The sequence below is a fragment of the Chryseobacterium sp. Leaf201 genome (assembly GCF_001421435.1).
Taxonomy (GTDB): Bacteria; Bacteroidota; Bacteroidia; order Flavobacteriales; family Weeksellaceae; genus Chryseobacterium.
Genome location: NZ_LMKA01000055.1, coordinates 12,146 through 24,745, shown reverse-complemented (window position 1 = coordinate 24,745; position 12,600 = coordinate 12,146). Strand labels below are relative to the sequence as shown.

Here is a 12,600-nt window from a genome sequence, read left to right as displayed (position 1 = left end):
ATTGCATTTTTGCAGTTTCCACTTTTGAAATTTAAACAAACAATAACAATACGATATGGATAAGATCAAAGACACGAGAAGCTTTATGAGAATTACACACCGGTACCTGGGCTATTTCCTGGCAGGGATTATGGCCGTTTACGCGGTAAGCGGTGTTTTGCTGGTGTACCGCGATACGGATTTTCTGAAGAAAGAAAAAAAATATGAAAAGACCATCGGGAAAAACCTGTCTGAGAAAGAACTGGGAAAAGAACTGAAGATAAAAAACTTTGAAGTTGATAAAACCGACGGGTCTGTTCTGAAATTCAAACAGGGAACGTACGATGCCGCTACAGGCGAGGCGAAATATGCTAAAAAAGAGCTTCCGTTTGTACTGGATAAAATGACGAAGCTTCATAAATCCCAGTCAAAAGATACGCTTTCCCCTTTAAATACTTTTTTTGGGGTTGCCCTGTTCTTTTTTGTGATTTCCAGCTTCTGGATGTTTAATCCGAAGACCAAAGCTTTTAAGCGCGGAATGGTATTTACCGTGGCCGGACTGGTAGCAGCACTGATCCTGCTTTTTATATAAAATCAGCTGTCATATCATACCACGAAATTACGGATAATAAGCATTGTTATTAGGTTCTTTCCGTCAAAATTCACAGTGCATGGAACACTCTGGCACATTTATTGTTTTTCTGATAGCACAAATAATTAAGCATTAAATATTAAATTATAAATTATGAAAAAATTAATTTTATCAGGAATATTGGCCGTTGCAGGCTTAGCGACAACTGCTAATGCTCAGATCCAAAGAGGCAACTGGATGGTAGGAAGCAGCATTTTATCCAGTAACTTCGGATTAAATACAGGTGGTGGTTACAACATCGCAATCCAGCCTAAAGCAGCTTATTTTATTGAAGATAACGTAGCTGTCGGAGGTTATGTAAATTTAGGAGTTAGCAAAGTAACAAACGGCAGCCCGACAAGATTTGATTATGCAGTAGGAGGTTTGGGCCGTTATTATCTTTCACCGGGTGAAAATGGTGTGGATAACTTATTAAACCACGGTCGTTGGTTCTTCGAAGGAAATTTAGGAGTTGGAGGATCTTCTGTTGAAAACGGAAACTCTACCAGCGGTCTTGATTTCGGTGTTGGTCCTGGATATTCTTACTTCATCACGCCTAACATCGGTGTAGAAGGTTTGGTTAAATATCAGGGACAGACAGGATTCGGAAACGAGGGTCTGAACTCTAACATTACATTCAACGTTGGTTTCAGCATCTTTATTCCTACTTCTAAAGGAAGAGACGTTGTTAACGATGTAAAGCAATAAATCACTTCACACAACATATCACGTATTACACTTACATTAAAATCGCCGCAGAACTTTCTGCGGCGATTTTCAAATTAAAACTAAACTATAAAAATCAAATAATCATGTATTCGGTTGAGGCGTATATCTCAGGTACGGCTTTATTTCTGTGACCCCCTTTGGAAATATTTCTCTGGCATCTTCTGTAGAAATGGCAGGCGGTACAATCACATCATCACCGTTTTCCCAGTTGGCAGGGGTCGCGATCTTATAGGAGTCGGCTAACTGAAGTGCATCCAGCACCCTTAAGATTTCATTAAAATTTCTTCCGGTAGAAGCAGGATAGGTAATAATCAGCCTTACTTTTTTATCAGGGTCAATAATCAGGAGAGAACGGACGGTTGCTGTAGCAGAAGCATTAGGATGAATAAAATCATACAGTTCAGAAACTTTCCTGTCTTTATCTGCAATAATGGGAAACTGCACTTCGGTATTCTGGGTCTCGTTAATATCACGGATCCAGTTCTGGTGGTCTTCTACCCCGTCTACACTTAAAGCCAGGACTTTCGTCCCTCTTTTTTCAAATTCTGCGCTAAGCTTTGAAGTATACCCAAGCTCAGTAGTACACACCGGCGTGTAATCTGCAGGGTGTGAAAACAGGATCCCCCAGGAATCTCCGAGGTATTCATAAAAATTGAGGTCTCCAAAAGACGTTTCCGCATTGAAGTCCGGTGCTGTATCTCCTAGTTTAATTGACATAATATTTTGTTCTTGTTAGTCTACAAATTTAGTAGAGTTTTTGAAACTGGCAAAATTTTTGTTGAAAAATTGTACCTTTCATTTAAAATTTATCTTCATGGAGAAAAAAGGCTTAAGCTATATTGATGTTGTGTACAATGTTCTGGAGAACTGGTATTTGAAATTTGCACAGATTACCCCGAAACTGATTGTTGGCATTGCCGTCTTTTCTTTGTTCCTGTTTACCAGCAAGTACTTAAGCATGTTTGCCGTTAAGCTCTTCCATAAATTTTTTCCAAAAAGCAAAAAAGAAAGCTCTTTGGTCACCCTGATCAGTATTTTCAGGTTCCTGATTATGATCATGGGGAGTTTTATTGCCCTTGAGATTATGGGATTCAGCGGTTTCCTGTGGAAGTTCATCGGAAGTCTGGGTGTGGCTGGTGTTATTGCCGGAGTTGCCCTGAAAGATCTGGTTTCAAGTATATTCTCAGGGATGCTGATCGGGATTGACAAGGCTTTTAAGGTCGGGGATTATATTTCAATCGGAAATAATTCCGGGACGGTGATGGAAATCGGGTTCTTAACAACAAAAATAATTACGGATGACGGTAAAAAAGTGTATATCCCGAACCAGGTAATTTTTAATGCTCCGTTTTCGAACATTACCGCTTCACCGCAGCGGAAGATTTTTTTAAATTTTGATATCCCTGCTGATGAAGACATCATTAAGGCCCGAGAAAGTGTCAGAGACGTACTTAAAGATCTGGATCATATAGATCAGCCGGATACTGCCGAAGTCATCTTTACCGATTTAAAGCAGGGCGTATTCAATCTTCAGGTAAAATTCCTGATGGAGACAGGAGCAAATATGGGATTCCTGAAAAATGATGCCTTCCTCAAAATAAAAGAACGCCTGGACAAGGAAGGAATTCAGCTGGTTACTCCGACAAGCATAAGTATTGCCGGCGGAAATGCCGATGCGCTGTTAAATAACAGTCAGAATTAAAATAAAAAACCAGCCCCGTTAACGAGGCTGATTTCATTTAAGGTATAAAAGATTTTATTTTTTGATCATCAGTTTTTCAGAGAAACGTTCTCCGTTATCAAGAACTACTGAAATGATATAATTTCCATTCAGCAGGCCGTTAACTTTTATTTTGGTTTCACCCTTAAAGTTCCCGCTTGTGATCAATCTTCCCGAAACATCAAATAAAGTATAGTCTGCCTTTTGCGAAGCATTCTTTAATACGACATTCACCACATCATGAGACGGGTTCGGATAGATTGAAAAACTTTTCACACTTGTTTCTGCAGTTGCGAGTACTACCTGTGTAATGGCAAAACCAGAAGTGTTAAGGGCATAATAAATATTGTCCGCAGCCTTTACCATAATCCTTGCAGAAGCTACATTCTCATTCGGAAGTGTTACGGTAGCCGACCCGGTATTCGGAACACCTGCTGCCAGAACTGTAGGGAACGTAAGCCCGCCGTCTTTAGAAAGCAGAATCGTTACATTCTGTGTATTGACCGGCGGAACATTGGTTCCGGCAACATTCCAGGTTACCGGTATCGCTGAACCTCCGTTCAGTGCAGCTCCGCCTGTTGCCTGTGATGTTACTGTGAAAGGCCCGTCATCGGTTACATTCACGATCATGGCATCTCTTGCAGCCTGGTTTCCGGTTGCTCTGTTATCATTTACAACGAGAGAAAAATTCAGTGTTCTTGCCACAGCCGGAGTTACTTCCCATTTCGGAACTAAGTTATTCGCTACTACGGAACTTAACACTGGAAAATACCTTGATGAAGAAGCGGTCGGAGTCAATGAACGGTAAACAGGGCCGGCTGTTGCTGTGGAAAGCGGAGGCTGTGTACTGTTTGTATTATCATACTGTTCCCATAAATATGTAAGCGGATCTCCGTCCGGATCGGTACCGGTACCCGTTAAGACAAAAGCGGTGCCTTTCGGGATGCTGTAGTCTGACCCTGCATCAGCTGTAGGCACTGAATTACCGTTAGCACTTTTAACGGAGCAGTCATTTGCTCTTTTCAGGACATTGTACATTTCTATCACGCTGGCTGCATGGAAATAAGCATCACTGGTATTTTTTACATTGTTGTTGGAGCCGCAGATTCCGGCGTAGGCCATAATCGTGCTTCCGCTTCCCGGTTCAAAAGCCGTATTGTTATTGGCATTTCCCTGGCAGGAAGACGTATCTGCCCTGAAGGTATGGTTGGCTCCGAACTGGTGCCCGATTTCATGTGCTACATAATCAATATCAAAAGGATCCCCGACAGGTGCACCGGAACCGGTTACTCCCCTGGCTTTGCTGCTTGAAATACAGACCACACCTAATCCCGCCAGTCCGCCGCTGTTGGTTCCGAAAACGTGACCGATATCGTAATTGGCAGAACCGATAAGAGAAGTAACACTGGTCTGGTTCTGGTTGATCATACTTCCCGGATTTCCATTAGAGAAAGGATCCGTAGCGGCATTCACATGAACAAGAAGGTTATTGTTAGCTACCATAACCATGGTTGTCGAGATCGTTTTTTCATAAATCCCGTTAACCCTTGCCATGGTAGTAGCCATGGCTGCCATTGCAGCAGCTACGGTTCCGCCGTGAAATGCGGTATATTCTCCGGTTGCAGACAATGCCAGCCTGTAGGTCCTGAACAATCCGTCTGAGACCAAGGGTGCCTTGTTTGCTTCGCCGTTATTTTTCATATGATCCAGTGCATCTTCTATATGGCACTCAAAAAGCCTGTTGTTTCCCGGCAGGTCTTTTCTTTTGTAGATCATGAAGGATGAATTGTCTTTCGCATAACGGTCAAGATAGCTTACCTCCCACTGATCAAAATACATTACACTGATTCCGGTTTCCGGAGTAATACTGAAGCGGATGGTATTTTCCGGGTGCCCTTTCTGCCAGCCTGTATAAGAACGGATTTCAGGAAATTTTGCCTGAAGTTCCGGCTCCATGACAGAGGCTTCCTGAACAATATAGTTTCTTATATTCCCGTCTGCATCAGGAAATTTAATGATCCGGCTTTCGTCTTTGGAAAAACGCTGCGGAGCATTTTTAAGATCTGCTTTAATTTTTTCCATATCCAGCTGGTACAGGGAAAAAGTATTCGGAACCGTCCATCTTGGCTGGAGGTTTTCTTTTACCGTCCTGTCGTCTTTCAGTTTAGACCAGTAATTTTGCTGGCCGAAGCCGTGGGCTGCCATCAGCAGGCACGAGAGAATAAAAGTTTTAGTTTTCATGAAAATTAATTTATCATTTAATATGTTGTTATGATCTTTTTAAAATTGACATTACCTGTTAATTTAAGGAGAATATCAGGTGAAACCCGACTTGCCTTTTTAAAATCCGGATTGTCAAATTCCGATATCTTTATGTAAAGGATATCACTATCCAAGCTTATGGAATCAATGGAAACGTCATTGGAATTTTTCAGTTTTGGCTTTATGATGATATAGGTTTCATTTTCGCTGACTGCAGGAATCGGAGAAAACCTGTTCCCGACATTTCTCTGATGAATAAGATCAAAAACCTCATCCATTGTCTCCTGGGAACTGATGATCAGGAAGTCTTTCGGGGTTAAGGTAAAAGGATAATGGTATTTATCTTCAAATGGAATTTCTTTACCTACAGGCATGGTTTTGCTGCCGGCAACCTGAGACTGGCAATTAAGGAGTATCAACAGAAAAAAATACAGCAAGCCTCTCATTTAAAATCCCTTTTTGTAAAAATAGGAAATTTTGAAGTGCATCAATTTTTTTTAACATAAAACATACCCGGTTTTGAAACAGCGGCTCTTTTAAGGCCGATATTTTACAGCACTGCTGTCCGGCTTATGTATTTTAGCTGTGGAATCATTTTCAGGGATTATAAACTCACCCATTACAAAGTTTTGGTTTTCAATCTGATCTGTCTCTGTTTCCGTTGCCGTAACACTTCCGGTTGTGGTACAGGTTTCTTTCTGCTTTGAACATCCTGTTAAAAACAGGAGTAATGAAAAAACAGCCGCCGCAATTCTGTTACTCTGAAAATACTTAGGAATAAAGGCAAGAAACCGCGCTTTTAACTGTTCAGATTTATCGGGAGTGTGCAATTGATGATGATAGAATCTTCCGCAGATGGTTTCAGTTTCTTTTTCAGTAAAAATCTGATGAATTTCTTCCGGCTTTTTGTCGGTAAAGTCTATGACACATTTGCTGCAGGCGGACAAAACCTTCCTTTTTCCTGAGGAGACATCATTTTCCAGTTTTCTGAGCATGGATCCGGTATCTGAATATTTTTCATCGGCTGTTATGTGTAGTTCCGGTTAAACCTTACGGTGTTTGCAAGCTCATTACCTATTATTTAAAGATAGGTAAACGATAATGAACAGTATTCGGTTTTTATCTGAATTTATAAAATATTTAATCTTAAATTATGTCTGGTAAAAACAAAAAAACCGTTTCATTTCTGAAACGGTTTAAATATAGATTATATTTTTAGTCTTAAGCTAAAACTTCTTTTACTTTGTTGGCTGCTTCTTCTAAAGTAATTGCAGAATGTACAGGAAGACCTGACTCATCAATTAATCTTTTAGCTTCAACAGCGTTAGTTCCCTGTAATCTTACGATCAACGGAACAGGAAGGCTTCCCATTGCTTTGTAAGCATCTACAACACCCTGAGCAACTCTGTCACATCTTACGATACCTCCGAAGATGTTGATCAAAATAGCTTTTACGTTCGGGTCTCTCAGGATAATTCCGAAAGCAGTCTGTACTCTTGCAGCATCAGCAGTACCCCCAACGTCCAGGAAGTTTGCCGGGTTACCGCCGGATAATTTGATGATATCCATGGTTGCCATAGCAAGACCGGCACCGTTTACCATACAGGCAACGTTACCGTCCAATTTTACGAAGTTAAGACCTGCTTCACCTGCTTCAACGTCCATTGGATCTTCTTCTCTTGTATCTCTTAATTCAGCAAGGTCTTTGTGACGGAACAATGAATTGTCATCCAAAGTTACTTTTGCATCAACAGCAATAATTTTATTGTCTGAAGTCTTCAATACCGGGTTGATCTCAAAAAGAGAAGCATCAATTCCTGTATAAGCATTATATAAAGAAGCAATGAACTTTGTAAATTCTTTAAAAGCATTCCCTTCAAGACCTAAATTAAAAGCAATTTTTCTTGCCTGGAACCCCTGAAGGCCTAAAGCAGGATCAATAATTTCCTTGTGGATCAAATGAGGTGTTACTTCAGCAACATGCTCAATATCCATACCTCCTTCTGTAGAATATACGATGGTATTTTTACCTTCAGCTCTGTCTAAAAGAATAGAAACGTAAAATTCTTTAGTTTCAGTTTCTCCCGGATAATATACATCCTCTGCAACCAATACGGAATTTACCAGTTTACCTTCAGCAGAAGTCTGTGGAGTGATCAGCTGCATCCCGATAATATTCTGAGCGTTTTCTTTAAGCTTATCCATATTCGGAGAGAACTTTACACCGCCACCTTTACCACGGCCACCTGCGTGGATCTGTGCTTTCACCACCCATCCCTGAGCTCCTGTTTCAGCAGTCAGTCTTTCAGCAGCCGCTACAGCTTCGTCTACGTTGTTTGCTACGAAACCGCGTTGGATAGCCACTCCGTACTTTGATAAAATCTCTTTTGATTGATACTCGTGAAGATTCATATTATTTTTATTATTTTATTTTAATAGTTAAAGGTTGACAAATTTACTAAAAATGAATAAGGTTAAAAAGAAATTGTCAAACTTTTAACGGATTCAGCCGGTTTAATTTCAATCTTCCTTCCGTACAGGCCGGTGAATGCAGACCTGCCATCTGTATCTTATCAACAATCCGATAGTAAACCGCTTTATTTCTAATCAGATTTTAATGGTATTCTAATCTGCCTGATTTTTATTAGTATACTGCATCTGTTATCTTTGCGTTACAAAACGGCAAAAATAATTCACTAAATATAAGCAAAATAAAGCTTATGGAATAGTCATTGCTAAGCAGAGGTGAAACCCATGGGTTCGCTTATAATAAAAACACAGTCTTAAAAAATGAAGGAAAAGGAAATAACGGCCAATGAACAGGGTAAAAGGCTCATCCGCTACATTACGAAGGAAAAAAAAGATGTCACCAATATTTATTTTTATGCTATCCTCAACGGTCTTGTGCAGCTGAGTGTACCATTAGGGATACAGTCTATCGTAAGCTTCGTTATGGGAGCCACGATGGCAACATCCATCTACATCCTCATCTTCTTTGTGGTGATCGGTACCTGGCTGGTGGGATATTTCAGGCTGAAGGTGATACAGATCATCGAAAAGATACAGCAGAAAATCTATGTTGAGTTCTCCATTGCCATTGCAGAAAAAATCCCTAAAATAGACCTTTCCCATGCAAGGAAATACTACCTTCCGGAACTGGTCAACCGTTTCTTCGATATTCAGAATCTTCAGAAAGGAATATCAAAAATCCTACTGGAAATCCCTGCGGCGCTTATCCAGATTGTTTTCGGGATTCTCCTGCTTTCCTTTTACCATCCGTGGTTCCTGGCTTTCGGAGCACTGGTGATCATCTGTGTGGTACTCATTTTTGCCTATACCATGGAGAGCGGCATAAAATCCAGTATCGAAGAAAGTGACAGAAAATACAATACCGCTGCCTGGCTTGAGGATGTTGCCGGTTCAGTAAAAACTTTTAAGATGCATGCCGGAAGCGAAGGCCATCTGAAAGGAACCGATGACAGGGTGGTTGAGTATCTGGACCACCGGACTTCCCATTTCAGGGTCCTGGTTTTCCAATATAAGACCATTATTGCATTTAAAGTCATCATCACGCTCGCCATGCTTGTGATAGGAACTTACCTCTTGATCAACCAGCAGCTTAATATCGGGGCATTTATTGCAACGGAAATTGTCGTGTTAAGCATTATGGCAGCCGTTGAAAAGCTTATCGTTAGTCTGGAAAGCTATTATGACATTATTGCTTCCTTTGCCAAGCTGTCTAAAATCACAGATCTCGAGGAAGAAAATACCGGTGACATTGTATTCTCCCAGAAAGACAAAGGTGCTGAAATTGAGTTTAAAGAAGTAAACTTTGCCTTTAACGACAGCATTCCTATCCTTTCTGACCTTAACTTTAAAATACAGCACAACAGCATCAATATTATCACCGGAAAACTGGGAGCCGGCAAATCACTGCTCCTCAATATGATTGCCGGATTTTACGAACCCACTTCCGGAACCATCCTGTTTGATAAAATCCCGCTGAAAAACATTGACAAGATGCAGATGAGAAATACCATCGGGCTTTACCTTGAAAATATGAGGATCATCCAGGGGACCGTACAGGACAATATCCTGCTGGGAAATACTACCAATAATACAGAAGACATCCTGGAACTTTCCGAAAGTATAGGACTGGAAAACCTACCAAGCCTTTTCAGCAGCGGTTTCTTCACCGAAATCAGTGAGACCGACCCTGAGATCAGCTTCAGCTCCAAAAAGAAAATAATTCTTCTTCGTGCGCTGTTAGGAGATAAAAGGCTGATCATCCTTGAAGACCCTTTCTCCGGCATGAATGCAGAATTTCAGATTAAGATGATGCGATACCTGCAGCAGATCAGGGAAAAATCAACGGTTATTATCGTCTCCCATGACCAGGACATCCTACAGGCCGCAGACCAGCAAATCCATATGGAAGGAGGCACATCCAGAATTGTATTATAAAAACCCAACACAATGACAATGAAACTGAAATCATTTGATAAAATATATCATATCCATAAAAAATCCAGTGTAAAGAGATGGTTCCTGATCTTTCTGGCAGGAGGCATCATCACGCTGTTTCTCCCGTGGACACAGAACATCAAGGTGAGAGGAAACGTTACATCGCTGTATCAGGAACAGCGCCCGCAGCAGCTGAACTCCCCTATTCCCGGACGCATCATCAAATGGAATGTGAAAACAGGAGATTATGTAAAGAAAGGAGACACACTCCTGCAGCTTTCGGAAATTAAAGATGATTATTTAGATCCGCTTTTGGTACAGAGGACCCAGGAACAGGTGGAAGCCAAAAGAGGCGTTCGGGATTATTATGAAGCGAAGGTGGGAACCACAAGGAGCCAGCTGCAGGCACTCAATGCATCAAGAGACCTTAAGCTGAACCAGCTGAAAATTAAAATCAGCCAGCTCAACAATAAGCTCGCCGGTGAAGAAGCCGAACTGGCAGCTGCAAAAAATGAGCTCAGCCTCTCTGAAGACCAGTTTGCAAGACAGAAAAAAATGTATGACGAAGGGCTGGTTTCGCTTACCCAGTTCCAGCAGCGAAGCATTTCTTACCAGAATGCCGTGGCCAAAAAAACCGCTTACGAAAATAAAGTGGCCCAGACCCGTCAGGAAATCATGAATACCGGTATCGAACAAAGCTCCGTTATCCAGGATTACACCGAAAAACTGAGCAAAACCGAGGGAGAAAGATTCCAGAGCATGGGACAGATCGAAGGAAGCGAGGGAGATATTGCCAAGCTGGAAAACCAGATGGCAAACTACAAAGCAAGACAGGGCCTGTATTTTATCCTGGCTTCACAGGACGGACAGATTGTTCAGCTCAACAAGGCAGGAATCGGGGAAGTCCTGAAAGACGGTGAAAACATAGGGACCATTGTTCCGACTACGGTAGATTATGCAGTAGAAATGTACATTAAGCCGGTGGATCTACCGCTGATAAAGGAAGGGCAGCGCGTGATGTGTATTTTCGACGGGTTCCCGGCGATTGTATTCTCCGGATGGCCCAATTCCAGCTACGGGACATTTGCCGGCAAAGTGGTAGCCGTGGAAAGCAACATCAGCATGAACGGGCTGTTCAAGGCCCTCATCATAGAAGATAAAAATGAAAAAAAATGGCCGCCTAAAATTAAAATGGGAACCAGTGTACAGGGAATCGCCATTCTGAACGATGTCCCGATCTGGTATGAACTGTGGAGGAACATCAACGGATTCCCGCCGGATTACTATGAGGTAAAAAATGAAAAAGCAGGCAAAGATGAAAAAGCAAAATAAAATTATTTTTATTCTCGTCTTCTTCTTTTTTCAATACGGCTTTTCGCAGGACTCGCTTAGGATTTCGGCTCAGGAATTCATTTCGGTTGTCAGGAATTTCCATCCTTTGGCCTTAAAATACAGGCTTCAGAATAAAATTGCCGAATCTGAAATTACCCGGGCAAGAGGAAACTTTGATCCTGTACTGGCAGGAAAATTGGGCGAAAAAAATATAGACGGGACAAAATATTATGAGCAGAAAAATATTGAACTGGGAATTCCCACCTGGTACGGGATTGACCTTACTACGAGCTACAATTATCTTGATGGTGAAAAACTGAATCCGAGTGATACCAGAGGCGGGCTTTATCAGTTCGGGATTACCGTTCCCCTTGCCAAAAACCTTTTATACGACAGGCGAAGGGCCATATTGGATCAGGCAAAGTTCGCCCTGAAAATGACGGAAGCGGAACAGGCTGTGCTGACCAATGATCTTCTTCTGGAGGCGGAAAATACCTATTGGGAATGGGTACAGAGCTTTGAAATTTATGAGTTGCAGACAAAAGCAGTGGAAATCAACAGAAACCGGCTGAACTTTACCCGGAAAACCCTTGAATACGGCGAAAGGCCGGCCATTGATACGGTGGAAGCCTTATCCCAGCTGCAGAGTTTTGAGCTTCAGCAGCAGGAAGCATACCTGAATTTCGTAAAGAATACCCAGCAGCTGCAGATGTATTTATGGAATGATAACCAGGAATTTTACGAAATTTCCCAGCTCATTTTCCCCTCCGACCGGCTGACCGATCATCCGGCGTATTCCGAATTTGAATTTCTGATCCAGGATATTGAAAACAAAAGGACCGACAGCCATTTCTCCATCCTGTATTACAACCAGAAAAATAACGTCCTGGAAAGCGAACGCCGCCTGAAATGGCAGAGCTTCCTGCCGAAACTGGATTTTACCTATAATTTTTTCAACAAGGAAAATTACCGGGCAGATTACCTCCCGCTGTTCGATAATAATTTCCAGTATGGTTTAAAGCTTGAAATTCCGCTGTTCCAGAGAGAAGCCCGGGCCGGTTATGAAATTGCCAAAATCAAGATCAGCCAGAATAGGCTGGATACCCGGCTGAAAATCCGCGAGATCGATACCAAAATAGAAACCTATAAAAGTGAAGTTTTAAATTATCATACCCAGATTAATTTTTCAGAAAGCAACCTGCTGAATTACCGGAAACTCCTTACGGCAGAAGAAACACGGTACAGCAACGGCGAAAGTTCCCTTTTCCTGATCAACACGCGGGAAAATAAGGTAATTGACGCACAGGAAAAACTGATTTCCACCCGGACGAAATTCCTTAAAAGCTTCAATAAGCTGAAATGGATGAAAAAAAATTTCTCTTTTTAGAAGCGGCTCAGGGTGCTGTGATACTCTGAATTTCAGAACATGTCAATTTAAATCTACATGCATTTAAATCTGCTGTATGTTCAAATAATTTTTAAA

The 12,600-nt window shown here is 41.6% G+C and carries 11 protein-coding genes; 6 read left to right on the top strand and 5 right to left on the bottom strand.

All coding sequences use genetic code 11. The annotated features are described in order from the left end of the window. Positions 1-55 precede the first annotated feature (55 nt). A complete protein-coding gene (locus ASE55_RS05360) occupies positions 56-571 on the top strand; it encodes a PepSY domain-containing protein (RefSeq protein ID WP_056216379.1) in 516 nt (171 codons plus the stop codon). 153 nt (positions 572-724) lie between these two features. Next, on the top strand, positions 725-1,318 hold the full coding sequence (locus ASE55_RS05355; RefSeq protein WP_056216377.1) for a hypothetical protein: 594 nt from the start codon (positions 725-727) through the stop codon (positions 1,316-1,318). Positions 1,319-1,420: 102 nt separating this feature from the next. Here the strand turns inward: ASE55_RS05355 and ASE55_RS05350 are convergent, their stop codons facing one another. Then, on the bottom strand, positions 1,421-2,056 hold the full coding sequence (locus tag ASE55_RS05350; RefSeq protein ID WP_056216375.1) for a peroxiredoxin: 636 nt from the start codon (positions 2,054-2,056) through the stop codon (positions 1,421-1,423). A 97-nt stretch (positions 2,057-2,153) separates the two neighbouring features. On the opposite strand from ASE55_RS05350, the gene ASE55_RS05345 reads away from it, so the two are divergent. Continuing rightward, on the top strand, positions 2,154-3,041 hold the full coding sequence (locus tag ASE55_RS05345; RefSeq protein ID WP_056216373.1) for a mechanosensitive ion channel family protein: 888 nt from the start codon (positions 2,154-2,156) through the stop codon (positions 3,039-3,041). Positions 3,042-3,095: 54 nt separating this feature from the next. Here ASE55_RS05345 and ASE55_RS05340 read toward each other — a convergent pair whose 3' ends face one another. The 4 genes from ASE55_RS05340 to sucC all read right to left on the bottom strand — a co-directional run bounded on the left by ASE55_RS05340 (position 3,096) and on the right by sucC (position 7,733). Continuing rightward, positions 3,096-5,300: a reprolysin-like metallopeptidase gene (locus tag ASE55_RS05340; RefSeq protein WP_082474352.1), complete on the bottom strand. Its 2,205-nt coding sequence runs from the start codon at positions 5,298-5,300 to the stop codon at positions 3,096-3,098. Between the two features lie 17 nt (positions 5,301-5,317). After that, positions 5,318-5,695, bottom strand: coding sequence for a hypothetical protein (locus tag ASE55_RS05335; protein ID WP_128414502.1), 378 nt, complete (start codon positions 5,693-5,695; stop codon positions 5,318-5,320). A gap of 162 nt (positions 5,696-5,857) precedes the next feature. After that, positions 5,858-6,316: a hypothetical protein gene (locus ASE55_RS05330; RefSeq protein ID WP_056216368.1), complete on the bottom strand. Its 459-nt coding sequence runs from the start codon at positions 6,314-6,316 to the stop codon at positions 5,858-5,860. A gap of 226 nt (positions 6,317-6,542) precedes the next feature. Continuing rightward, positions 6,543-7,733: an ADP-forming succinate--CoA ligase subunit beta gene (gene sucC / locus ASE55_RS05325; protein WP_056216366.1), complete on the bottom strand. Its 1,191-nt coding sequence runs from the start codon at positions 7,731-7,733 to the stop codon at positions 6,543-6,545. A 378-nt stretch (positions 7,734-8,111) separates the two neighbouring features. Between sucC and ASE55_RS05320 the strand changes: the two genes are divergently transcribed. From ASE55_RS05320 to ASE55_RS05310, 3 genes are read left to right on the top strand one after another with little or no spacing between them, the layout of a single operon-like run. Continuing rightward, positions 8,112-9,785 (top strand): peptidase domain-containing ABC transporter, encoded by a 1,674-nt coding sequence (locus tag ASE55_RS05320; protein WP_056216364.1) that lies wholly within the window; start codon positions 8,112-8,114, stop codon positions 9,783-9,785. Between the two features lie 12 nt (positions 9,786-9,797). Continuing rightward, positions 9,798-11,117 carry an HlyD family secretion protein gene (locus ASE55_RS05315; RefSeq protein WP_238584998.1) on the top strand — a complete coding sequence of 440 codons (1,320 nt, stop codon included), beginning with the start codon at positions 9,798-9,800 and terminating at the stop codon, positions 11,115-11,117. Next, positions 11,083-12,504 carry a TolC family protein gene (locus tag ASE55_RS05310; RefSeq protein ID WP_056216362.1) on the top strand — a complete coding sequence of 474 codons (1,422 nt, stop codon included), beginning with the start codon at positions 11,083-11,085 and terminating at the stop codon, positions 12,502-12,504. Before ASE55_RS05315 ends, ASE55_RS05310 begins: the two co-directional genes overlap by 35 nt. The last annotated feature ends 96 nt before the right edge of the window (positions 12,505-12,600 follow it).